Consider the following 23,729-nt stretch of genomic DNA (forward strand, 5'->3'; position numbering starts at 1 on the left):
CTCTGCATACACATACCTGAACACACCTTGACGACACATTATTCATAAAACATTAAAAAACGGGTAAATACACTTTCAGCAGTGAAACTTTTTACAGATTTCCACCAAGAGTGTTTTTACACTGGGCAGCTAACACGCCCTGGTCACCATCATCAACCACATGGAGGTTTAGCATGAAAATGCTTATTCAAATTATTACCCTCGGCTGGCTGCTATGCCTTGCCAGTGTCACCTGGTCACTTCCCATTACGGAGGCAGACGCGTTTATTGCCGACGATAAAAAAGCATTTCGCGAACAGGGCAGCAGCCTTATCTGGCTTGATGTCGACACGTTTGAAAATGATGATCACCTGGCAGACATGAAAACATTGGGGTGGCGCTTACCAACACAGGCCGAAGTGTTAAACCTGCTAGGCAATATTTTCTCACTCCACTGGGATTTAGATACCACAGTTCATTACAACGCCACCGAATTTCACGTTTCCGGCAGCATACCTTTCCCGGAAATGCTCGCCATGTTTGGTATTTTCAAAACCGTTGCGCCCGAATTTGATAGCGCGGGACAAACACATAACCTTGCTTTAGGCAGTTTTCTTGGCGAGGACGGCAACGTTAAACAAGCAGAAATTATTCTTTTTACCAATTACTACCCACCGTTTTACTACGCACCAGGAGACATTACTTACGGTGACTTCCATGAAACCGAACTCTACGGATGGATTCGCGATGAAAGCATTCTCTCCGCACCCTTCGCGCCCAGCTTGCTGGTACGCGAAGTATCAGTCCCGGAATCCAGTACCGTGATATTGCTGTTACTCGGCCTTGCCTGCCTTGGTTTAAAGCGCCGGGGTTTACTTAACCGGCGCCACACATTTTAGGCAGTTCCTGCTTAAGTACCTCGGCCAGATGACGTGTAGCCGGACCGGCAAAGTCCCGGTCGGCAAATGTCAGGTAAGTGGTGACTTCGCGAACATAACCCACCTCAACCGGCAAGTATTTCAGTCGTCCCGCCGCAATATCTTCATGGGTGTAAGGATCAGGCAACCAGGCGAAGCCCAAACCCATGCGAATGGCATCCAGGGATGTCTTGATATGGCTGACAGTCCAGCGCTGATCCGCTTCCTGCCAGCCTTCAGAACGACGGCGGTACTGGCCGGAGTCACGCACAATGATCTGGCGATGCTGGCGCATATCCTCGTAATTGATCGGACGCCCCAGCTGCTGTAACGGATGATCGGCGCTGGATACACCATGCATAGTCACAGTCACCAGTTTTTCCCCCATAAATCCTGGCGGCACCCTTCCTCCAATCGCTAAATCGACCTGGCGCTGTAGCAGGGCATCTTCTGTACCGCTCAGGACAGATTCAAATACCTCAACCCGCGTCTCGGGGAAATGTTCGGAAAAGACCTCCAGGCACTGCAATATCCTGGCGGGCGGAATAATCAGGTCAGCGGCGATCTTGATCAGCGGTTCCACCTGTACCGACAGGCAACCCGCCGACTTCTCCAGGCGCTCTGCCTGCTCAAGCAGCTGTTTGGCGCGGCGGTATAACAGCTCCCCCGCCGGAGTTGCCACGGCTTTGCGTCCCTGTAACTGGAAGACCTTAACACTCAGGGCTGACTCCAGTTGGGAGATGGCATAGGACACCGAAGACTGGCTCTTGTTGAGCAATTCGGCGGCGCGGGCATAGCCGCCGGCATCAATCACTGCCAGCAAGGCACGCCACTGTTCAAGGGTGACTTTGTTTTCACTGATCCCGATAACAGCCGGAGGGGTTATTTCCATACTCATAACGAAACCATCCAATAATTCGATCAAATCTAACCAAATATCGCTATTTATCATCAGCCAGTCAAATCATTTAATGGATTCATGGCGATTAAGCCACCTAACTGATGAGGAAATGACGATGGCAACCCTATTACAAATCAAGAGCAGTTTGTTTGGTGACAACGGCAACTCCAGCCAATTGGCCAATGAGTTTGTTGAACGCTGGAAAACACAAAACCCCAATGGTGAAGTTGTCATACGCGATTTTGCCAAAGAAGACGTCCCCCATTTGGATGCAACCCGCGTACAGGCACTGTTTACCCCGGCAGAACAGCGCACCGCTGAACAACAAGCCGTGGTTGAATATTCGGATAAGATCATTGCTGAAATCCAGGCAGCCGATGCGATTGTCCTGGGAGTGCCTTTATACAACTTCGGTATTCCCTCGACCCTGAAGGCTTATTTCGACCATATTGCCCGTGCCGGTGTGACTTTTAAATACACCGAAACCGGCCCGGTCGGCCTGCTTACCGATAAACCGGTCTACATACTGGCTGCACGCGGTGGCATCTACAAAGGCCAACCCAGCGATACCCAAAGTCGCTACCTGGTAGACTTCCTGAACTTTGTCGGTCTGAAGGATATTCATTTTATCTATGCCGAAGGGCTGAATATGGGCCAGAAAGACCAAGCCTTTGCCAGCGCGAAACACGAAATTGAACAGGAAATCGCGGCCTGATTGGCCGCCCTTTCCCCCAACCGGAGGAACCATGTTATGCAACGCCAACTGCAACAGATTATCCAGGGCCGCGACACCAGCGACGGCGCGGGTGTTCGCATCAAGCGCAGCCTTGGCCAGCATCAACACGCGCGTTTCGATCCATTTTTGATGCTGGATGAATTCGGCAGCGCCAGTGCCGATGACTACATCGCCGGCTTTCCGGCGCATCCGCATCGCGGCTTTGAAACTGTCACCTATATGCTCGAAGGTCACATGCTGCACGAAGACCACCTGGGTAACAAAGGCCACCTGCGCAACGGCGATGTGCAGTGGATGACCGCCGGGCGAGGCATTATCCATTCGGAAATGCCGCAGCAGGAACAGGGCCTGATGCGCGGGTTCCAGCTCTGGCTCAACCTGCCCGCTGCGGAAAAAATGAAACCGGCGCACTACCGCGATATACCGGCGGCGGATATTCCCCTGGCGATCCTGCCCAATGGCGGCACCATCAAAGTCATTGCCAGCAGCGCCTTTGTGGGAGGCCGGATTATCAGTGGCCCTATCCAGGGGCTGACGACCGAGGCTATTTATTGGGACATTCACTTGCCACAGCATGCCGAATTCCACCACGCGATTCCCGAAGAGCACAATACATTTTTGTATGTGTATGAAGGCGCAGTGGCTATCGGTGAAGACAAACGCCGACTCACCCAAGGCAGTGCGGGATTGCTTGGCAAGGGCGATCAATTAAGCGTACAGGCACTGCAGGACAATACCCGTTTCCTGGTTTTGTCTGGCAAGCCATTGAAAGAGCCTATCGTGCAATACGGCCCGTTTGTGATGAATACCACCGAGGAAATTGAACAGGCAATCCAGGATTATCGCAACGGAGATTTGATTCGCTACTAAACTTGTTTTTGCATAGTTTGCAGTGCCTCGCGCACTGCTTTTTTGTTTTCACAATACCGGTTTGACCAATACCGAAGGAGTTGTTATGAAAGTTCTCGCCATTTGCGGCAGCCTGCGCGCCAAATCCACCAACAAGGGCCTGGTAAGTTACGCCCAAGCCAATGCACCAGAGGGCATGGTGATTGAGCTCGCGGACCTCAACCAGGTTCCTTTTTACAACGCTGACCTTAGCGAGCGGCCCGAGGCGGTTAAAAAACTATTGCAGCAGATCGGCGATGCTGACGCACTCTTGTTGGCCTGCCCGGAGTACAACTATTCGATTGCACCTGCGTTGAAAAATGCACTCGATTGGGCCTCTCGCGAGACCAACAACACCCTCCTCAATGGCAAGGCTGTTGCAATCATGGGAGCGGGAGGAGGCATGGGAACGTCACGGGCGCAGTATCACCTGCGCCAGGTTTGTGTTTATCTAAACCTGCATCCGCTTAATAAGCCGGAAGTATTTGCCAACGCCTTTGCCAATACCTTTGATGGCGATGGCAACCTGGTGGATGAAAAAATACAGGCAACGATTCGATCCCAACTGATTGCACTGCAGGAGTGGAGCGCTCAACTCGCCAAATAATTTCCGTCATTTTGGCAATGACACATTAAGGGCACACAATGTATCGAAAGCATTCCCTGGTTCACCACCCACAAAAAAGGCGCTAATAGCCACTGCTGTCCCATAGTTCTACTCATAAGGCGAGCCTCATTTGAGGCTCGCTTTTTTTATGATTCGGCGGGTCCGGTATCAGGATGCTTTTTAGACTCCTACGCTCAAACAAATTTAACTGAATTACCCTCATGATCCGTTGAACTGTCCATCCCGCTTTAGTGCTGTGACGCGAAAATGCCAACAATAGATACGTAATCATGGCAATCCAAATTTGTGTTAACACCGCATTTCTTGAAGTGCCCACAAACGCTTTGATCTTCAGGTTTTGTTTGATCGCTTTGAAGAACAACTCCACCTGCCAGCGATCCTTATAAATCGCTGCAATTGTGGCCGCCGCCAGCTGAAAGTTGTTGGTGAGAAACTCATAGAATTTGCCGGTTGTTGCGTCACGATAGCCAATTCGACGCAACTTCGGTGCGCCGCGTTTGATCGCATGAGCGCTGGATAATTGAATGACCTGATCACTGATAATACCTTTGCTGCTGTCGGCATAGCGACGTTCTTCCACGCGATAGACGGCTTTGGCGCGCAAGCGGGTTACAAAGAAAACTCCTTTATCTGTCAATAACTTAAACCAGCGGTAATCCACGTAGCCTTTATCAAACGCAACGATGCTGCCTTTGGGAAAATCAAATTTTCGTCCCTCAATCATGTCGTTTTCCTGGCCATCACTGAGTGCGACAAACTCCGGCACTTGGGTGCCATGATTCAGGCCAACACTTAATTTTACATTTGCTGTGTCATCTCGATGCGCCGCCCAGGGAAATACCGACAGCGATAAATCAATCGCGCTGGCATCAAGGGAGTACAGCGGATTTTTAAACTGGAATTTGTGTTTGCCCTGCATGGATTTACAGCGGTGAAGCAGACGAGCAAATACGTGTTTGTAGAGTTCGGCGGGCTGTACTTCGTTGATTCGTGCCAACGTTGAACGGGCTATTGGCTTGGCACCGAGATGATAAAGTTTATGCTGCTGTGCTTCGAGATTGGATTGAATATCACGCAAGCTTTGGCGGCCAGAGAGCTGCGACATGGCCATGCCGACAAATTGATCCCAGCGGGTGGCCGAGCGCAATTTTTGGCCGACATGATGCTTTTTAGCTTCCGCTTCAAATTCATGTCTCGATAAAGGTTTGAGTAGTTGATGAAATGCGGTGTTAGAATGTGACAAAGCCTGTTTTCCTTTGTTTTACCAATGTTTGGTCGCACTTACATTGTATCAACTTGGAAAACAGGCTTTTCTTTTATCTACAAACTATGGGACAGCAGTGGCTAATAGCGCCTTTTTACTTGTCCCATTTTTTAGCTGTTGCCTTACCAGAAGATTACTCCAGCAAGCTGCGCAACATCCAGGCTGTTTTTTCGTGCAGTTGGATACGCTGGGTCAATAAATCCGCTGTAGCTTCATCTGCCGCTGCTTCCGCTACAGGGAAAATCGAACGTGCTGTGCGCACTACAGCCTCCTGTCCCTCCACCAACAAGCGGATCATATCCTGCGCCTTGGGCACTCCCACTTCTTCCTTGATACTGCTCAACTCAACATATTGCTTGTAGGTGCCTGGGGCATGGAATCCCAGGGAGCGGATGCGCTCGGCAATCAAATCTACCGCCAGGGCCAGCTCGTTATACTGGGTTTCAAACATCAGATGCAGCGTCTGGAACATGGGGCCTGTGACATTCCAGTGGAAATTGTGGGTTTTCAGGTAAAGTGTGTAGGTATCTGCCAACAGGTGCGATAGGCCTTTGGCAATTTCTTCACGGTGGGCCTGGGAAATTCCGATATCGATGTTCATAAGTACTCCTTAGGTACAGGGTTCTGATTAAGCGTAAAAAAAACCGCTCATAAAGGCCAGTTGTTGTTGGCTATGACAAGAATTGATAAATCCCGCAAAAACATAAGCGCTATACATCGTGGTTATAACCCTTAAGGTAAGGGCAAGTTCATAAACATCAAGGCCCAATCTCTTCCGCGCGACTTATACGTATGAAATTGCGCCAAGATCGCAGGGGGACAGATTACAGATGGCGGTAATGCTTCCCGCGTATAAAAGCCAAGGGCATGATAAAACGCCACTACCTGTGGCAATGCAAAGCAATAACACCCCGTGGACGAACCCAATACCCCTGGAATTGCCTGCACCATCTGCCGCCCCAGTCCCCTGCCCCGCCAGGCTTTGGCGACCAGCATATTGCGCAGCCAATAGTAACCATTCACATGGGGAAGCAGGCGCGCTGCCGCCAGGATTTCCTGGTGCTGATCGCGAATAACCAGAATTCGCTCCTGGCGACCACAGCGGAGTTTGTACCCCTGGGCACGATAAAATCGTTCAACGACAGGATGGGCTTCCGAAGCAAGCTCACAGAGTTCCACGCAATCAGCGACTACAACATCAGGCATCAGGGTTTATCTTTGGATGAATCGTCATCAAGGTTATCCAGTGGAAACAGGTTATCCGCCATCAACTGATCATCCGGTGCGATAGTGGTATGGGCTTCATCGATTGGAATGTCCATTTCCCTACCGGGCTCAGTCAGGTCAATGGCGACTGGAGGTAATTGGTCCCTGGTGGCAACAGGTGTATTCAGGGTATTTTCCATATCCTGTAATTCAGCCTGGTTTTTATTGCCCGCGATCATACGATAGACAAAGAAACCGATGATCAGTACCAATAGGTTAGCAATACCAACACCGATATACAGCAGGAGATTATTCGACGGCGGAGGCTCCTCAGCAGGAATAGCCAGAGAAGAACTACCGGTTGACGATGAAGACGCTATAGGATTCAGAACACTGGCTTCATCAGGATAATAAAATTCGTCGGCCAATAGGCGCTCTTCCAGCGGGGCGCCATCCAACCCGATACCCTTCATATCAACATAGACATGGTATTCAGCGGCCTGCTCGGCTACCAGGGAAAAACGCCATACACCGTCCTCGTTCACACGGATATTTTGTGGTGGCTGATCCTGGCCGGCAATGCTGATCAATGCCAATGCCCGGGTATTGTGTTTATCGACCAATTCGGGATTGGCGGTTATCCAATACTGGAATACTGCCGTTCCATTTTCCTGGCGGACCTCTTTTGAAATATGGAATGCCGATTCATTCACCTGCAGCTGGTGAACAAATTCCCGCCTAAAGGTTTTTCCATCAATCGATAAGCGAATCTGGTAATCACCGGCCTGGCTAAGGTTGGCAATCCCTGCCTGGAAAATACCATTAGCCGGCGCAGGTTCCATGACCAGGTCCTGGGTTCGGGCAAGCGGATCATCAGCGCGCGCCACGATGATGCGGGCTGCCAATAATTGTAAAAACTCCGGCGTGGTAATCGTTTGCTGGTTTTCTGCAAAGGAATACTGCAATTCCACAGGCTGGCCAAGCTGTACCTGGGTTTTCAATGGAGCAACCTGCAATTGCAAATTACTGACGACAGTTACCCGACTATTGGGAGCCATTTCCGTTTTAATTCGCCATTGTCCCGCCTGTGGTTGCTGTACGGTGATGAGATCGTATTTACCGGTCTTGTACCAGTTCACGTTATGTGCGGGATCAGTCTCGGTAAACTCCTTACCATCGGGCGCAATGATGATAGTGGCGGGAACTTCTGCCTTACGGAAAATCAGCGCGGTAAACTCCTGGATACTGGCATCGACCAAAAAGCCCTTGTCATCCAGGGGTACCCGCTCGGCGGGCACAGCCTGGTCAAAAATCGTTAAAAAAGCCTGCATTAATTCATCGGCACTTTGCGCTACGGCAAACACACCATCGGTTGTCAGGGCGAGTTTCTTCATGAGCTCCTGGTCTGCATCCTGCGACAGAGCAATGGTATGGACCACATAACCTGCGGCTTTTAATTGAGGCAGCAACTCTGTGAGTATGCGTTTGCGCTCCTGGATATTTACTACTGCTTCCGGATCTATATCGACGACACCATCGGTCAGTAATACCAGGTTTCGACGAAAGCCATCATCCCCTGCAACGACATCTTGCGCTGCCTTTTCCAGGGCAGCGCCTATATGGGTGTGCAGTGCAACGGAATTAATCGCAGAGGCGGATTTAGCGGCTTGCTGGCGCCAGGATTCATCAACCAGGCGATAAGGCACCAGCAAATTGACGGATTGGCCAAACGTCCAAATACCCGCCTTACTGCCATCCGGTAACAAGCGCACCATTAAATCCACAGCGGGGCGGCGCAGGTTGTGGGGGTCGGTTTTTTTCATACTGCCGGACACATCGATAATCATGCGTATATCGGCAGGTAGCACCTTGGAAGGCAGGGGAGCGGATGTTGTTTCTGCGCCAGTCCACAAGGAGAACAAGCTCAGTAATACCAGGCAGGAAAAAGAAAGAAACAGGCGATATCCCATGACAAGTCCCATTCATCTGCCGCCCACCCAGACAGTAGACTCCAGGGATTACACGGCAATAAAAACAGACCCCTTAAAAATGCCGGGGCCGAATATTGCCTTTAGTTATAGCAGCTATAGTGTGATTCGCCATTTTTGTGCATAGCCCATTAGCGTATGGCGCGAATAGGCTCTTCACTGAGCAATTCGTCGCGTGCAATTCGCTCGTCGCGGGTTAATTGTCGATGGGCGCTGGGAGCCAGTAACACATCCGTCGGATCATGGTAATCATCATCCTGCCGACGTGACGGCGGTGCTTCGTGATAAGCCTGGCCGCGGTTGCGCGTCAACAACTGGTAAACCAGGGAAAGCACCAGCGCAGACGCCCATAACCCCAACATCAGTTTGGCGATGGGTTTTACGGCAATAAAACCACCCTCAAGATAACCAAACGCCAGGGTATAGATTGCCGGGGCCATGATCATCTTTTCAACGTCGATGGCATAAGGGGTTAGTAGCAGCACCATCACGGTGATAACAAAGAAATGCACCCAGGCGCGCCCGGCGCGGCGGAACAGTAACCAGGTGGCCAGGCAGCAGCCGATAGCGCCGGCCACGTAGATCATCCAAGCATATTGGTATTCAGTGATATTTTCCATTCAAGATCTCCCCAAGGCTCTTATACCCAGCGAACAATATAATCTTCAAGATCGTCTAATGCGACTGTATTTTCGGCAACAACCTTTCCCGCTACGGACATGCCCGCCGTATGCACCGAATCAGGATCACCCGATATCAGCGGATGCCAGTCAAACAAGGGTAAACCCTGGTCAACCAGGCGATAGGCACAGGTTTCCGGCAACCAATAGGTGTCCCGGACCGAATCGGGGGTCAGCACCACACACTCTGCAACCAGTTGCTGGCGCTGATCATAGCGCGTACAGCGGCAGCGATCATGATCGAGATGGCGGCAGGCAACATTGGTGTAATAAACATCGCCCGTATCTTCGTCTTCCAGTTTGTGCAGGCAGCACTTGCCACAGCCATCGCACAGGGACTCAAATTCGTCCGGCGACATTTCCTGCAATGTTTTTGCAGCCCAGAATACCCGTTGTGCCACCATCGCCAGCCCCTGATTAGTGCCCGGACAATTTACTGTTAAGGGTACGAATACGCTTTGCCTCTGCATCGACAAGGTCACGCGGCGGCAATTGCAGGTAGTAGCCCTTGTCATTGAGGCTTTCGATAACCTTGCCAATATCGGCATTGGCCAGTTTTTTTTCCGGTGTCAACAGCAATACCATCGCCTGTTGTGGCTTTCCAAAGAGCGTTAACAGTTCCTCGGGAACACGCCCCAACCCCTCTTCTTTTTTAACGTAGAGGTACATGCCTTCCTCTTTGGGGCTGCGGTAAATTTCAGCAATGATTTTCATAGTATTAGGATGTTTTCCGTGAGCAACCAAATTCTTTTTTACAATTTGCAGTCTTGCGCCACCTGTAATAATCCTTCACCGATCAGCGTATAGCGCCAGCCTTTCAGTCGCTCCGGCAACCGGTAATCACCGCCTTTCATACCGGAGCGCACTATGGCTTCGTACTCTTTTTTGCGAATCAATACTTCCGCCGGAATCAGCTCGGCATCGGCTTTATCGCGCACAAATTGCTTCAGCGCCTTGAGCAGCGGCCCCTCGGATTGCGCCAGGGGTGGATCAAGTCGCTCAGGCCAGGTGGAAGGTTCAGATTCGAGCTGGCTTTTGGTGATGGCCAACAGGGTTTCACCATCATTTCTCAGGGTGCGCTGGGGAATATCGGCAATCTGTTGCAGCTGCTGCAGGTCGCGTGGTTTTTTACGCGCTATATCCCACAGGCTCGGCTCCTTGATCAACCGATTGCGCGGAATATCGCGCTGGCGCGCCTGGGTTTCGCGCCAGATACACAGCTGGCGCAATACTGCCAGCTCCTGCGGGCGCAACTTCCAGGCAAAGCCGACCTTTTGATAGGCATCGTCAAAATGATCCGGGGCACGCGCTTGCTCAACCAAATCAGCGCAATCACTTTTTACCCACTCCAGGCGCTGGCTGGTTTTCAGGATCTGCAACAGTTTGCCGTAGACCACCAGCATATGGGCTACATCCAGCGCGGCATATTTTAATTGCGATTGGCTGAGCGGGCGCTGCAACCAATCAGAGCGGGTTTCATCTTTGGGAATCTCGATACCCAACAGGGTTTTCACCAGATTGGCATATCCCAACCCAAATCCCAGGTTGGCAAAGGCGGCACCGATTTGTGTATCAAACAAGGGCGACGGCACCAGGTCCAACCAGCGCTGGAACACCTCCAGATCCTCCGAGCAGGAATGCAATACCTTGATCACCTTGCCATCGAGTAACAATTCGCGCAGGGGTTGCCAATCGGCAATAGCCAGGGGGTCAATCAAATAACACCCCTTACCATCGCCAATTTGCAACAGGCCTGCAATCGGGTAAAAAGTGTCGGTGCGCATAAACTCGGTATCGACTGCAATGGCACCCTGTTGACGCCAGCCGACACAGAGTTCAGCCAACTGGTCTGCGCGCTCAATCCAGATAGGTTCAGTGGGAATCAGCATCAGTTACACACGTTTTGGCAGGCCATTTACAAGCTTCTGCGGGATGAGAAGGCGTGCGCCAGGGTGCCGCCGTCGATAAATTCCAGCTCGCCGCCCAGAGGTACGCCGTGGGCAATACGCGACACGGTGACATTGAGGTTTTTAGCGCGCTCACTGATATAAAACGCGGTCGCCTCACCTTCTACCGTGGGATTGGTCGCCAGGATGACCTCGGTAACAGGCTCCTGTTGCAATAACTGGAGCAGTTGATCTATGCCGATATCCTCCGGCCCAACACCGTCAATCGGCGACAGGTGGCCAAGCAGCACAAAGTATTTGCCCTGGTAAGTCCCCGCCTGTTCAATCGCCAGCACATCCGCAGGCGTTTCCACCACACACAGCAAGCCGGGATCGCGACGCTCATTGCGGCAAATACCGCACAACTCCTGCTCGGTCAGGGTGCGGCAACGGCGGCAGCGCCCTACACCTTCGATGGCCTTGTGCAGGCTGCGCGCCAGGCGCTCGGCACCGACGCGGTCGCGCTCCAGCAAGTGCAATGCCATACGCTGGGCCGACTTGGGGCCAACCCCCGGCAAGCAGCGCAACGAAGACATTAATTCATCAATCAGTGGGCTAAACATACGTGCGGGTTACCGGCTGATTAAAAGGGCATTTTGAAGTCGGCAGGAATACCCATGCCCGACGTGATTTTGGCCATCTGCTCGCGATTGTTTTGCTCCACTTTGCGCACAGCATCGTTAACCGCGGCCGCCAATAAATCCTCCAGCATTTCCTTGTCTTCACTCAGCAGGCTGTCATCAATGCTCACACGCTTTACATCGTGGCGACCATTCATCACTACACTGACCAAACCGGCACCCGCTTCACCGGTGACCTCCGCCTTGGCCAGGTCTTCCTGCATTTTTTGCATATTGGCTTGCATTTGCTGGGCTTGCTTCATCAAGTCGCCGATATTCATGGCATGTCTCTCTTGTTCGCTCATTCATCAAAGGGTTAGGGTGCAGCTGCCGGCCAGATCACAGGCTCTATCGTGTCCTCACGGATACTGGCACCAAAGTGGGCAATCAGTTGCTGGACAATCGGGTCGTTATGGATAGCATCCACCGCCGCTTGCTGGCGCTCGGCGCGCAGGCGGATAGCCGTCAGCGCCGGTGTTTCTGCAGTCACCTGCCCCGGCTGAATCACCACAGATACGCGCTCTACAAAATAATCGCTCAACAAATCTGCCAGGCGTTGCTGGTGCCCCGGGTCATAGAGTGTTGAATTATTTTCATCGAGCACGAAATGGAATTCATTGCCGCGACGATCCACTAACTGGCAGTTGGATGCCGTACTTTGCAGGATGCCGCTCACACCCAAGCCAAGGTAAATATCCACCCAGTCCTGGGGCCCCGCCTGTTCATAGGCAACCTTGCGCAGTGTTCGCACAGCCACTGCGGGAGGGGAGTTATGGGATGGATTAGCACTTGCCTGGCTGGCGGCGGGTAACGCGCTGGGCTCAGGCGCCGCCAAAGGCGCCTCAGGCTTTTTTGGTTCATCGCCTCCAGGCGGCACGTCCAGGTAGGCTGGGGCCTGGGCATACTCGTCGTAACTGGCATCATCGCCATAATCAGGCGCATTATCGTAAGGGCCATCAAAAGGCGGGGTATCCGCAATCACCCTCGCAGCAACAGCGGGTTGTGGTGACGGCACTGGAGTCGCCACCGCCGCCGCAACAGGGGCTGGCACAGGCACAACAACAGGCTGGGGCGCCGGCGCGACTACTACAGGGGTTGGAGATACGGTCGGCTGCGATGGCACAGACAGCGATGGCACAGGTTGCTGCTCAACCGCCGGTACCGATGGCTGAGCGATCGGTGCCGGTTGGGCGGGAGCAGATTGGACAGGTGCCGCCTGGGAAACCCTGGGTGCTGACGATGCCGGTAAGGTTTGTGTTGGAACGTCCATGACCCCCTGGGGTTTGAAGGCCAGCATACGCAACAGCACCATCTCGAAGCCGGCGCGAGGATCTGGAGCCAATGGCAAGTCGCGGCGCCCCAACAAGGCGGTTTGGTAGAACAATTGCACATCTTCGGCCGCAATGCGCTGGGCCAGTCCCATGATTCGCTCGCGGTCACCATGGCTATTATCCACGGCTTCCGGCAGGGCCTGGGCAATAGCAATGCGATGCAACACCGATAACATCTCTGCCAGGGCACTGGCGTAATCCGGGGCCTGTTCGGACATCTTATCGACCGCCGCCAGCAAGGCACGGCCATCAAGTGACGCCAGTGCGCTAACCAATTCGTAAACAGCTGCCTGGTCAATCGTGCCCAACATGGCACTGACTTCAGATTCCGTAATCTTGCCCGAGCCGTAGGCAATCGCCTGGTCAGTCAGGCTCATGGCATCGCGCATACTGCCATCGGCCGCGCGCCCCAGATGCCAGAGGGCACTTTCCTCGTAGGGCACCAATTCCTGCTCCAGCACGAATTTCAGGTGCTGGACAATGCGCTCCGGATTCATGTTTTTCAGGTTGAACTGCAAACAGCGCGACAGGATGGTCATGGGAAGTTTTTGTGGGTCAGTCGTCGCCAGCAAAAACTTCACATGGGGTGGTGGCTCCTCCAGGGTTTTCAGCAGCGCGTTAAAGCTGCTGTTGGAGAGCATATGCACTTCGTCAATCAGGTAGACCTTGTAGCGGCCGCGGGTCGGTGCGTACTGCACGTTTTCGAGCAGCTCGCGAGTGTCTTCCACCTTGGTGCGCGAGGCGGCATCCACCTCGATCAGATCGACAAAACGGCCCTCGGCAATTTCGCGGCAGGCCGCGCACTGGCCACAGGGCTCGGAGCTGACGCCAGTTTCACAGTTGAGGCATTTGGCGAGAATCCGCGCAATCGTGGTCTTACCCACCCCGCGGGTGCCGGTGAACAAGTAGGCGTGGTGCAGGCGGTTGTGGTCCAGCGCGTTGATCAGGGCTTGCAGCACATGCTCCTGTCCGACCATTTCGCGGAACACTCGCGGGCGCCATTTGCGTGCCAGAACTTGATAACTCATGCCAATCACTACTCGCTGTCGAGGACCTTGAGGGCGCGATTATAGCCATAGCGACCGCCTCAGGACACTAAAAAGCCTGGTGCTGTATTGAAAGAACAAGATGTCAGGGGTATTCAGGAAGGAGACAGCGGGAGAAAAGGCAAACGGGAGCAAAGGAAATGGGTGGCGACCTAACCAGCCACACCCCGGCACATAACTTACTGCTACCGTTGCTCCCTTCCGGGCCTGGCGGGGTTCACAGATCGTTATTGCGAGGGGACCGGCTAGATCACCATTGCAGCTTGCAACCGGGGCAGTTGGCTGCCCGGCCTGCGCAAGAGGCGCGCATTATCATCACTTTGCCTGCGCAATGCAACCGCAACCCGCGTAATATCACCCGGGATTTTTTTAGGGCTTCCCTTGTATTTTCCTTTTGTGGCGCCATCAACTAGGCTCAACGGCAAGTTAGCCCAACCGGACGCAAGATTCGGCCAGGTTCCCCCGATTCCCTAACGCCAACACTCTAAGGAGCACATCCATGGCAACAGTAACCCTCAAAGGAAATCCCTTTAACACCAGCGGTGAGCTGCCCGCCACCGGCAGCAAAGCCCCTGCATTTAAACTGGTAAAAACCGACCTGTCAGAAGTCAGCAGCACCGACCTGGCCGGCAAGCGCGTCGTACTCAACATTTTCCCCAGTGTTGATACCCCAACCTGTGCAACCTCCGTGCGTACTTTCAACGCCGAAGCCAGCAAGCTGGATAACACCGTTGTAGTTTGTGCCTCCCAGGATCTGCCTTTTGCCTTGAGCCGCTTCTGCGGCGCCGAAGGCTTGAACAATGTGGTGCCCGCCTCTGCTTTCCGCTCTGACTTTGCCAGTGCTTATGGCGTAAAACTGGTAGACGGCCCCCTGGCTGGCCTGACCGCCCGCGCCGTGGTGGTATTGGATACCGATGGCACTGTGCTTCACGCTGAACTGGTGAGCGAAGTGGCCCACGAGCCTAACTACGACGCCGCACTCAAAGCCCTGGCGTAATCCGCACCGGCCCAAACCCCTATCTGTATAAGCCCCTATATCAGCAGGGGCTTTTTTATACCTGTCACACATTCCCCCTATTTTTCCCCGACTGCACAAATCGCCTCACCTGATAGCCAATAGGCTCCTATACTCAAAACTGCATGCCGGATCTGGTTCGGCACGGGAGGAGTAAAACGAGACTTTCTCCGGGGTTACCGGGAGTTAGCAGGGAGATTCAGGGGATGTCATCATCTTCCAATATCGGTTCCGTCATTACAGAGCCCGGTTTTTTTAATGAGCTGGTCGATACTATTCCCACCGGCGTAGTCGTTACCAATACCGCGGGACACATTATCTACATCAATGCCGAAACCGAGCGTCTGTTTGGCTATCTACGCCATGAATTGATCGGCGAATCCATTGATACGCTATTACCGGACCGCTTTAGCCGCCACCATGCGGCACTGCGCCATAGCTACCTGCAAAATCCCACCACCCGCCATATGGGCGCTGGTCGCGATCTCTATGGCAAACGTAAAAATGGCACAGAATTCCCACTCGAAGTTGGCCTGCGGCCCCTGTTTAACCGGGGTGAGCACTGGATAATCGCCACCATTGTCGATATCTCCGGACGCAAGCAACTGGAGGCCAAATTTGCCAAGGTAATCGAGGCCTCCCCTTATGGCCAGTTACTGGTCGATCAACGGGGTATTATCCAGCTCGTCAATCCCAGCTTATGCACTTTGTTTGGTTACACAGAGGAAGAGCTTCTCGGCCACTCCATGAATATTCTCTTGCCGGAGCGTTACCGCGAAGGTCACGATCACTTGCGCGATACATACCAGCATCAGCCGAGCTTGCGCGCAATGGGTGTAGGACGCGACCTCACCGGCCGCCATAAAAACGGTACCGAAATCCCGGTAGAAATCGGCCTAAGCCCGGTTGAAACCGAGAAGGGCCAATACACCCTGGCAGTTATCACCGATATTACCGAGCGCAAACGCCTGCAATTGAGCTTGCAACAAGCCAATGCCCATATGGAAGAGTTCACCTATGTTGCCTCGCACGACCTTAAATCACCCTTGCGCGGCATTGCAGACCTGGTGGAATGGCTATCAGAAGATTTACCCACAGGGCTTTCAGAGTCCATTTATAAAAATATTGATCGCATCAAATTGCGTATTGATCGTATGGAAAAACTGGTGGACGATCTGTTGCTCTATGCCCGCGCCGGCAAACGCGCCAAGGATGCAAGCCCGATTGCCGTAGAAGAGCTGATCCATGCCATTCTTGATGTACAACCCATTCCTGAAAGTTTCCAGGTTTCTATCAATATCATGCTGCACCAACTTATTGCCTCACGTACCCCACTGGAAACGGTATTGCGCAACCTAATCAGCAACGCCATCAAGCACCACGATGGCAAGCAAACTGATGGATGTCCATCCATCCAGATTCACGTTGAGGCGAGCGGTAACTTTGCCCTGTTTCGTATCCGCGATAACGGCCCCGGTATTCCCGAAACAGCCCAGGAGCGGATCTTTCGTTTATTTCAAACCCTGTCACATACCGATTCCAGTAGCGGCATTGGATTGGCTGTGGCCAAACGCATGGCCGAAAGCCACGGAGGCCACATTCAGGTGATCTCCCACCGTGGTGAGCGCGGTGCAGAGTTTCGCGTCTACTGGCCGCGCTTTCCGCGCAAAGAGTTTGTGGAATAGGAGAACCCCATGTCGATTAATATCTTACTTGTCGAAGACGATGATGTTGCCGCCGAAGCCGTGGTACGCAGCCTGCGCAAACATGCACTCAATGTGCCGGTCACCCTTGCCCAGGACGGACTGGAGGCACTGGAAATCCTGCGCCACCAACATCCGCAACAGCACATCGAAAAACCCTATCTGGTGCTGCTGGATTTGAATATGCCGCGCATGAACGGCTTTGAATTTATGCAGGAAGTGCGTGCGGACAGTAGCCTGCACGAAAGTGTGATCTTTGTATTGACCACTTCCGATAACGAACAGGATCGCGCACGCGCCTACGATAAGAATATTGCAGGTTACATGGTGAAATCGGCTATGGGGCCAAACTTTAACAAGTTGGCAACACTGCTCGACAATTACCGCAACGCGGTAAAGCTGCCGGGGGAATAAATGCTGCACCTCCCCACCTTCAGCAGCACCCCACTGCATGTATTAGTAGTCGATGATGACGATGTAGATCGTGAAAAAATCCTGCGCCTGCTAAAACAGACACCGCTGGACTGCGATATCCAGGAATGCAGTTCCGGACACGCCGCCCTCGAACTGATTCGCCAGCACCCGTTTCAATGTGCAATCCTCGACTACCAACTATCCGATACGCTTGGCTCCGAACTTATTGAGGCGATTCAACATTACAACCCCCAGCCTGTACCCATTATTATGGTCAGCGGATATAGCGATGAATGTCTGATTGCCAACCTGATGCGCGAAGGCATTTTCGATTATTTACCCAAGCGCAACCTGCATGCTGCCCAGCTACAACGCGCGATGGAGTGCGGCCTGGCCTGGGCAGAGGAAGAACACCATGCCAGTGAGCAGCGCCAACGTTTTATTGAATTGACCGAGGGACTGCCGCACTTAATCTGGACCTGCCTGCCCGATGGGCGCTGTGATTTCCTCAACCAGCGCTGGTGCGAATATACCGGGCAATCACAAGAGCAACAGCTGGGCTATGGCTGGTTGGAACAGGTTCATCCCGAAGATCGCGCTCCCCTGCTGAAAGCCTGGGCCGATTGCGTCAACAGTGGCACGCCCTTATCCATTAAATTTCGTATAGGCCGTTACGATGGCGAATATCGCTGGTTTGATACACGGGCTACCCCCCTGCTGGACGATAAGGGAAACCTCATACGTTGGTTGGGCAGCAACACTGACATTAATGATGTGGAAACCATGCGTCTGGCGTTAGCCAATAGCGAAAGGCGTTTCCATGCCGCGTTTGATTATGCCCCGCTCGGCATGGCACTGGTCAGCCTCGATGGCCAGATTCTCCAATCCAATGCAGCCTTCAACCAATTGGTGATGGCAACTGCACAATCCGGCGATCACGCGTCCTGGACGATGGAATCGTTCAGCCATCGCAAGGATGAACTCCACGAACAGGAATATCTTCGAGCTTTACAACAGGATGAAAGGCCTGTCGCCCATTTTGAAAAGCGCCTGTTTAACCACCAGGGCCAAGCCATAGACACCCAGGTAAGCGTGGCGCTGATCAATACCGATCACCAACAACCCTGTTACCTCTACCAGTTTCAGGATATTTCCGAGCGCAAACGCTACGAAGAGGAACTGCTTAAACTGGCCCATTACGATACCCTGACCGGTTTGGGCAACCGCCGCAAGTTGCTCAGCGAAATGGAATTTCTCATCCAAAAATCCCACCGGGCATCTGCGCCCTTCGCCTTGCTGTTTGGCGATCTGGATCACTTTAAACACATCAATGATAACCTCGGCCACGAAGCCGGCGACCTGCTCCTGCGCCGTATTGCACGGCGATTGCAAAAAGGGTTGCGCCGCGGCGACAACGTCTATCGCCTGGGGGGCGACGAATTTGTGGTATTGCTGCAAGACGTCAACAGATTTGAGGCGGTCATCACCGTTGCAGAAAAACTAATCCAACTGATTAAGCGCCCGATTCGCCTGAACAACCATGCTGTACATGCAGGGATGAGCTTTGGCATCGCCCTCTATCCAACCGATGGCGACACCCCGCAAACACTATTGCGCAATGCTGACAGCGCACTTTATGAGGCCAAAACCAAAGGCCGTGGCAGCCACCAGCTCTATCGCAAGGAATTAACAGATTACGTACACAATCGCCTGATGCTGGATGCCGATATTCGCAAGGCTATCCACAACCAGGAATTCGAACTCTATTACCAGCCGGTAGTCAACCTCAATAACCATCATGTGGAATACCTGGAAGCGCTGATTCGCTGGCACCACCCGGTGCGCGGACTTGTCAGCCCGGGTGATTTTATTCCCTACGCCCAGGAAAACGGTTTGATCAATCGCATTGGTGAATGGGTAATCAATGATGTCTGTCGGCAAGCAGAGGATTGGCACACCAAAGGCATTACACTGCCGATTGCCATCAATATTTCCGCACGCCAGTTTAACCAACACAACCTCGGCCAATTAATCCAACACGCACTGGCTGAACACCACCTGCAAGGCCAGCAATTAATCCTGGAAATCACCGAACAATTATTTATGGAGAATGCACAGGATAATATTCGCCAGATCGAAGAACTCAAAGCCATGGGATTGCGTATTTCACTGGATGATTTTGGTGTGGGTTATTCATCGCTCAGTTATGTGATGCGTTTTGCTCCCCACTACCTGAAAATCGACCGCGCCTTGATCGAACAGATTGACCAGGCAAAAGTGCCGCAGGATACCAGCGAGTACAAGCAGCAACAGCGTATGCTGCAAGCCATTATCGACCTGCAGAAAATTATCCCCATGACGATTATAGCCGAGGGGTTGGAAACCGAAGCCCAGCAACATTTCCTGATCGAGTGCGGCTGCGGTATGGCACAAGGATATTTGTACTCGCACCCACTACCCGCCCGGGATGTTCCCGGCCTGTTACAACAACTGGATAAGCAAACTATTCAGTAATACGTGTAACGCCGCGCAGGTTTTTCAAACAATGGGCGCGCGCCAGGGTTAAAAAATCCTGCACATAAGGACTGTGCAGCTGCTCTTCGCGCACAGCGGCATAGAGTTTTGCATGAACCCCCTCGACACCTGCCGGGCGCACGCTGATCAAGCCTTGCTCCACATATTCCGCCAATACCCAGTTAGGCAAAGCGCATACACCGCGACCACTGGCCACCAGCTGCACCATCATCAAGGTCAATTCCGAGGTGCGCACCGCCAGGGGTTCAACACCGGCAGGGTTCAAAAACTGCTTAAATACATCCAGGCGATTGCGCTCTACCGGATAGGTAATCAGTGTTTGATCGCGCAAATCCTCAGGCCGTAAAAAATCCCTGGTGCACAACCTGTGGTGGTTAGCGAGTGCAATCTGCATCTCATAACCAAACAGCGGCACATATTCCACATGCCGAATCGGTTGCGGATCGGAGGTAATCACCAGGTCAATATCCCCTAACGCCAGTGCAGGCAGTGGCTCAAAGGTAAATCCCCCGGAAAAATCCAGTTCGATACCCGGCCACTGGTTGCGATACAACTCAATTGTCGGCATCAGCCAGTTAAAGCAGCTATGGCACTCAATCGCCATATACAAGCGCCCTGCTTCACCGTGGGTCAGTTTTTTAATATCGCGCTCGGTGTCGGTTACCCTGGTCATCACCTCATCAGCCAGCTGCAGCAAACGTTTGCCCGCCTCAGTAAAACGCAAGGGGCGGCTTTTGCGCACAAACAGCTCGCACTCCAGGCGCGTCTCCAATTCCTTAATCTGGTGAGATAAAGCCGACTGGGTCAGAAACACCCGCTCGGCAGCCTCGACCAGGCTGCCGGTTTCACGCAGGGCAATCAGCGTCTTTAAATGGCGAATCTCTATCATTACCCCTCCTTTACTGGCCTTTAAGCCGTCGAATACTGGTAACACAAGCTCAATAGCCAACATCCTATCATTAATTAAATTCATCATAAAACTGAAAATAATCAGTTTGATTCATATTAATTCAGGTAACAGAATGATCCCATGCCCCACCACACCCCCGAGGGGCCAACCAATTTCATCATTGATTACCCGATTACAGGACACCCCATGAACCAGACACTGACAACCCACAACCTCGGCTTCCCACGCATTGGCGCCGACCGCGAACTGAAAAAAGCCCTGGAAGCCTATTGGCGCGGCGATATCACCCAGGCACAACTTGAACAAACCGGGCGCAAACTGCGCCAAACCCACTGGCAATGGCAAGCCGATGCCGGTTTAAGCCTTATCCCCACAGGGGATTTTGCCTGGTATGACCAGGTACTCACCCTGTCAGCCACCCTGGGCAACATCCCCCTGCGCCATCGCTCCCTAAGCCACCATAAGGGTACTGCGGACCACGGGCATTCCCATCAGGAATCCGGTTGCTGTAACCACACCGGCACCGAGGTCAGTGAATTTGCCAGCGAACCCTGCCAGGACATAGACCTTGATACGCTGTTTCGCGTTGCCCGCGGCCGTGCGCCCAGCGGCCAGGCCACCACCGCCTCCGACATGACCAAGTGGTTCGATACCAACTATCACTACCTGGTACCCGAATTCCACGCCGGCCAACAGTTCCAACTGAGCTGGACACAAATCATCGACGACACCCGCGAGGCCATCGCCCTCGGCTACAAGGCCAAGCCGGTCATCCTCGGCCCGCTCAGCTATCTCTGGTTGGGCAGGGAAAAACACAGCGGTTTTGATCGCCTCGACCTGCTCGACAGCCTCATACCCGCCTACCAGCAATTGCTCACCGCCCTGGCCGACACCGGTGCCACCTGGGTACAAATCGACGAACCCATCCTGGTACTCGACTTGCCAGGGCCCTGGCAGCGCGCTTTTGAGGAGGCCTACAACCGCCTGCAACAGCGCCAGCTGAATATCCTGCTCGCCACCTATTTCGGTGCCCTGGGCGATAACCTCACCACTGCCATCAACTTGCCGGTTGCAGGCCTGCACATAGACGCCGTGCGTGCACCCGAACAACTGCTGCCGGTTATCGATCGCCTGCCCGCACACAAAATCCTGTCTGTCGGTGTGGTCGATGGACGCAATATCTGGCGCAACGACCTGGCCAAGTCCCTCAGCCTGTTAAAGCCTGCGCAAGAGCGCCTGGGACAGCGCCTGTGGATTGCCCCCTCCTGTTCGCTGCTGCACTCGCCAGTCAACCTGGAGCGCGAAACCCAATTGCCTGCCGACCTTAAAAGCTGGCTCGCCTTTGCACGCCAGAAGCTGGATGAAGTCGCGGTACTGGAAACCCTGCTCTCCCGCCCCTTCGATTCTATTGCGCAGCAAGCACTGGCCCATAGCAACGCCATTGCCGAATGCCGCGCACAATCGCCCAAAACCCACAACCCGGAAGTGCGTGCCCGCCTCAATGCGATCACCGAAGCGCTGTGGAATCGCCAATCGCCGTTTGCACAGCGCATTGCCAAACAGCAGGCGCTACTGCAATTGCCATTATTCCCCACCACCACTATTGGCTCCTTCCCACAAACTGACGACATTCGCAAAACCCGCAGCGAATTCAAGCAAGGCCAAATCAACAGCGCAGAATATGAAAACCGTATTCGCCAGGAAATTGCCGACTGTATTGCCAAACAGGAAGCGATTGGCCTGGATGTGTTGGTACACGGCGAAGCAGAACGCAATGACATGGTGGAATATTTTGGCGAGCAATTGGATGGTTACACCTTCACCCAACATGGTTGGGTACAAAGCTACGGTTCACGCTGTGTAAAACCGCCCATTATTTATGGCGACGTCGCCCGCCCTGCCCCCATCACCCTCAGTTGGGCGCGCTACGCACAATCGCTCAGCAACAAGCCGGTCAAAGGCATGCTCACTGGTCCCATCACCATGCTCTTCTGGTCTTTCGTGCGCGACGATCAACCGCGCTCCACCACCGCCTTGCAAATTGCCCTGGCACTGCGCGATGAAGTGGTGGACCTGGAAGCTGCCGGTATCCAGGTGATCCAAATCGACGAACCCGCGATTCGCGAGGGTCTGCCGCTGCGCGACAAAGATCGCCGCGCCTATCTCGATTGGGCCGTCAAAGCATTCCGCATCACCGCCAGCGGCGTACAGGATGAAACCCAAATCCATACCCACATGTGCTACTCGGAATTCAACGATATTATCCAGGCCATAGCCGCCCTGGACGCCGATGTCATCACCATCGAAACCTCGCGCTCCGACGGCGAACTGCTGCAAGCTTTCGAACAATTCAACTACCCCAACGACATAGGCCCAGGCGTATACGACATCCACTCACCCAACGTCCCCGACGTCAACAGCATGGTGCAACTCATCAAACGCGCCGCGCGCCAGCTCCCCACAGAACGCCTCTGGGTAAACCCCGACTGCGGCCTAAAAACCCGCCGCTGGCCAGAAACAGAAGCTGCGCTGGTGAATATGGTGAAAGCAGCCAGGGAATTGCGGGAGGAGTTTGTAAGAGAGCAGGAGAGGGATAGGGTAATAGCTGCCAATTAAATACCACTACTCACGCGCTCGCGAAGAGCGCGACACTGAAACTGGCTCGCACGGCTCGCGCAGTACAAGTTTCAATCCACGCGCTCGCGAAGAGCGCGACTGTAATCAACGACCGGGCTTTCTGCTCGATACCCTCGTTTCAATCCACGCGCTCGCGAAGAGCGCGACGCAGCGGCAGATGGTTTCTTCCTGGCCGGTTTTGTTTCAATCCACGCGCTCGCGAAGAGCGCGACCCGGGAGCGCCGTTGGGCGCGGGACCCCGTGAGCGGTTTCAATCCACGCGCTCGCGAAGAGCGCGACTGGGTTTAACTGCTGGTGCAGATGCTCATTGAGTGTTTCAATCCACGCGCTCGCGAAGAGCGCGACCGATGCCGCGTAAGCGAACCTTTACCCTTGAGCAGTTTCA

General features: G+C 53.4%; 23 protein-coding genes, 1 other RNA gene and 1 CRISPR repeat array (1 of these 25 running past the window's edge). Of the genes, 10 read left to right on the forward strand and 14 right to left on the reverse strand.

Features of this window, described 5'->3' with window-relative positions:
- Window positions 1-173: 173 nt before the first annotated feature.
- On the forward strand, window positions 174-878 hold the full coding sequence (locus CJA_RS11710) for a PEP-CTERM sorting domain-containing protein (protein WP_012488024.1): 705 nt from the start codon (window positions 174-176) through the stop codon (window positions 876-878).
- Here the strand turns inward: CJA_RS11710 and CJA_RS11715 are convergent.
- Window positions 856-1,794: a LysR family transcriptional regulator gene (locus tag CJA_RS11715; protein ID WP_049765529.1), complete on the reverse strand. Its 939-nt coding sequence runs from the start codon at window positions 1,792-1,794 to the stop codon at window positions 856-858. The two genes, CJA_RS11710 and CJA_RS11715, sit on opposite strands and share 23 nt — an antisense overlap.
- Before the next feature lie 118 nt (window positions 1,795-1,912).
- Between CJA_RS11715 and CJA_RS11720 the strand changes: the two genes are divergently transcribed.
- The 3 genes from CJA_RS11720 to CJA_RS11730 all read left to right on the forward strand — a co-directional run bounded on the left by CJA_RS11720 (window position 1,913) and on the right by CJA_RS11730 (window position 4,028).
- Window positions 1,913-2,512: an FMN-dependent NADH-azoreductase gene (locus tag CJA_RS11720; RefSeq protein WP_012488026.1), complete on the forward strand. Its 600-nt coding sequence runs from the start codon at window positions 1,913-1,915 to the stop codon at window positions 2,510-2,512.
- Window positions 2,513-2,548: 36 nt separating this feature from the next.
- Complete coding sequence (locus CJA_RS11725; protein ID WP_012488027.1) at window positions 2,549-3,403, forward strand: pirin family protein; 855 nt, start codon at window positions 2,549-2,551, stop codon at window positions 3,401-3,403.
- A gap of 85 nt (window positions 3,404-3,488) precedes the next feature.
- Window positions 3,489-4,028 carry an NADPH-dependent FMN reductase gene (locus CJA_RS11730; RefSeq protein WP_012488028.1) on the forward strand — a complete coding sequence of 180 codons (540 nt, stop codon included), beginning with the start codon at window positions 3,489-3,491 and terminating at the stop codon, window positions 4,026-4,028.
- Window positions 4,029-4,140: 112 nt separating this feature from the next.
- Here CJA_RS11730 and CJA_RS11735 read toward each other — a convergent pair whose 3' ends face one another.
- From CJA_RS11735 to CJA_RS11750, 4 genes are all read right to left on the reverse strand, one after another.
- Complete coding sequence (locus CJA_RS11735; protein ID WP_012485938.1) at window positions 4,141-5,292, reverse strand: IS4-like element ISCja2 family transposase; 1,152 nt, start codon at window positions 5,290-5,292, stop codon at window positions 4,141-4,143.
- Window positions 5,293-5,446: 154 nt separating this feature from the next.
- Complete coding sequence (locus CJA_RS11740) at window positions 5,447-5,914, reverse strand: Dps family protein (RefSeq protein WP_012488029.1); 468 nt, start codon at window positions 5,912-5,914, stop codon at window positions 5,447-5,449.
- A gap of 131 nt (window positions 5,915-6,045) precedes the next feature.
- The gene (locus CJA_RS11745) at window positions 6,046-6,519 is read right to left on the reverse strand and encodes a GNAT family N-acetyltransferase (protein WP_012488030.1); all 474 of its coding nucleotides are present in this window, start codon (window positions 6,517-6,519) and stop codon (window positions 6,046-6,048) included.
- The gene (locus CJA_RS11750; RefSeq protein WP_158304063.1) at window positions 6,519-8,489 is read right to left on the reverse strand and encodes a VWA domain-containing protein; all 1,971 of its coding nucleotides are present in this window, start codon (window positions 8,487-8,489) and stop codon (window positions 6,519-6,521) included. Before CJA_RS11750 ends, CJA_RS11745 begins: the two co-directional genes overlap by 1 nt.
- Here CJA_RS11750 and CJA_RS19465 point away from each other — a divergent pair.
- The gene (locus tag CJA_RS19465) at window positions 8,488-8,634 is read left to right on the forward strand and encodes a hypothetical protein (RefSeq protein ID WP_158304064.1); all 147 of its coding nucleotides are present in this window, start codon (window positions 8,488-8,490) and stop codon (window positions 8,632-8,634) included. The genes CJA_RS11750 and CJA_RS19465 overlap by 2 nt on opposite strands.
- 4 nt (window positions 8,635-8,638) lie before the next feature.
- On the opposite strand, the gene CJA_RS11755 is transcribed toward CJA_RS19465, so the two are convergent.
- The 8 genes from CJA_RS11755 to ffs all read right to left on the reverse strand — a co-directional run bounded on the left by CJA_RS11755 (window position 8,639) and on the right by ffs (window position 14,377).
- Entirely contained in the window at window positions 8,639-9,127 is a 489-nt protein-coding gene (locus CJA_RS11755) for a hypothetical protein (RefSeq protein WP_012488032.1), read from the reverse strand.
- Window positions 9,128-9,147: 20 nt separating this feature from the next.
- A complete protein-coding gene (locus tag CJA_RS11760; protein ID WP_012488033.1) occupies window positions 9,148-9,591 on the reverse strand; it encodes a YcgN family cysteine cluster protein in 444 nt (147 codons plus the stop codon).
- A gap of 13 nt (window positions 9,592-9,604) precedes the next feature.
- Window positions 9,605-9,901, reverse strand: coding sequence for a YcgL domain-containing protein (locus CJA_RS11765; RefSeq protein WP_012488034.1), 297 nt, complete (start codon window positions 9,899-9,901; stop codon window positions 9,605-9,607).
- A 38-nt stretch (window positions 9,902-9,939) separates the two neighbouring features.
- The gene (gene rnd, locus CJA_RS11770) at window positions 9,940-11,076 is read right to left on the reverse strand and encodes a ribonuclease D (protein ID WP_012488035.1); all 1,137 of its coding nucleotides are present in this window, start codon (window positions 11,074-11,076) and stop codon (window positions 9,940-9,942) included.
- A 26-nt stretch (window positions 11,077-11,102) separates the two neighbouring features.
- Window positions 11,103-11,696, reverse strand: a complete 594-nt coding sequence (gene recR / locus CJA_RS11775) for a recombination mediator RecR (RefSeq protein ID WP_012488036.1) — start codon at window positions 11,694-11,696, stop codon at window positions 11,103-11,105.
- 20 nt (window positions 11,697-11,716) lie between these two features.
- A complete protein-coding gene (locus CJA_RS11780; RefSeq protein WP_012488037.1) occupies window positions 11,717-12,034 on the reverse strand; it encodes a YbaB/EbfC family nucleoid-associated protein in 318 nt (105 codons plus the stop codon).
- A 35-nt stretch (window positions 12,035-12,069) separates the two neighbouring features.
- Window positions 12,070-14,112 carry a DNA polymerase III subunit gamma/tau gene (gene dnaX / locus CJA_RS11785; protein WP_012488038.1) on the reverse strand — a complete coding sequence of 681 codons (2,043 nt, stop codon included), beginning with the start codon at window positions 14,110-14,112 and terminating at the stop codon, window positions 12,070-12,072.
- 169 nt (window positions 14,113-14,281) lie between these two features.
- Window positions 14,282-14,377: signal recognition particle sRNA small type (ffs, locus tag CJA_RS19080), an RNA gene on the reverse strand.
- 252 nt (window positions 14,378-14,629) lie between these two features.
- Here ffs and tpx point away from each other — a divergent pair.
- From tpx to CJA_RS11810, 4 genes are all read left to right on the forward strand, one after another.
- The gene (gene tpx / locus CJA_RS11795; protein ID WP_012488040.1) at window positions 14,630-15,127 is read left to right on the forward strand and encodes a thiol peroxidase; all 498 of its coding nucleotides are present in this window, start codon (window positions 14,630-14,632) and stop codon (window positions 15,125-15,127) included.
- A gap of 224 nt (window positions 15,128-15,351) precedes the next feature.
- Window positions 15,352-16,830 carry a sensor histidine kinase gene (locus CJA_RS11800; protein ID WP_012488041.1) on the forward strand — a complete coding sequence of 493 codons (1,479 nt, stop codon included), beginning with the start codon at window positions 15,352-15,354 and terminating at the stop codon, window positions 16,828-16,830.
- Window positions 16,831-16,839: 9 nt separating this feature from the next.
- Complete coding sequence (locus CJA_RS11805) at window positions 16,840-17,262, forward strand: response regulator (protein ID WP_012488042.1); 423 nt, start codon at window positions 16,840-16,842, stop codon at window positions 17,260-17,262.
- On the forward strand, window positions 17,263-19,776 hold the full coding sequence (locus tag CJA_RS11810; RefSeq protein ID WP_012488043.1) for an EAL domain-containing protein: 2,514 nt from the start codon (window positions 17,263-17,265) through the stop codon (window positions 19,774-19,776).
- On the opposite strand, the gene CJA_RS11815 is transcribed toward CJA_RS11810, so the two are convergent.
- The gene (locus tag CJA_RS11815; protein ID WP_012488044.1) at window positions 19,766-20,686 is read right to left on the reverse strand and encodes a LysR family transcriptional regulator; all 921 of its coding nucleotides are present in this window, start codon (window positions 20,684-20,686) and stop codon (window positions 19,766-19,768) included. The two genes, CJA_RS11810 and CJA_RS11815, sit on opposite strands and share 11 nt — an antisense overlap.
- A gap of 207 nt (window positions 20,687-20,893) precedes the next feature.
- On the opposite strand from CJA_RS11815, the gene metE reads away from it, so the two are divergent.
- Window positions 20,894-23,323 (forward strand): 5-methyltetrahydropteroyltriglutamate--homocysteine S-methyltransferase, encoded by a 2,430-nt coding sequence (gene metE, locus CJA_RS11820; RefSeq protein WP_012488045.1) that lies wholly within the window; start codon window positions 20,894-20,896, stop codon window positions 23,321-23,323.
- A 68-nt stretch (window positions 23,324-23,391) separates the two neighbouring features.
- Window positions 23,392-23,729: a CRISPR direct-repeat array (repeat unit 32 nt; unit sequence GTTTCAATCCACGCGCTCGCGAAGAGCGCGAC); it runs 4,395 nt beyond the window's last position.

Source organism: Cellvibrio japonicus Ueda107 (assembly GCF_000019225.1).
Lineage (GTDB): Bacteria > Pseudomonadota > Gammaproteobacteria > Pseudomonadales > Cellvibrionaceae > Cellvibrio > Cellvibrio japonicus.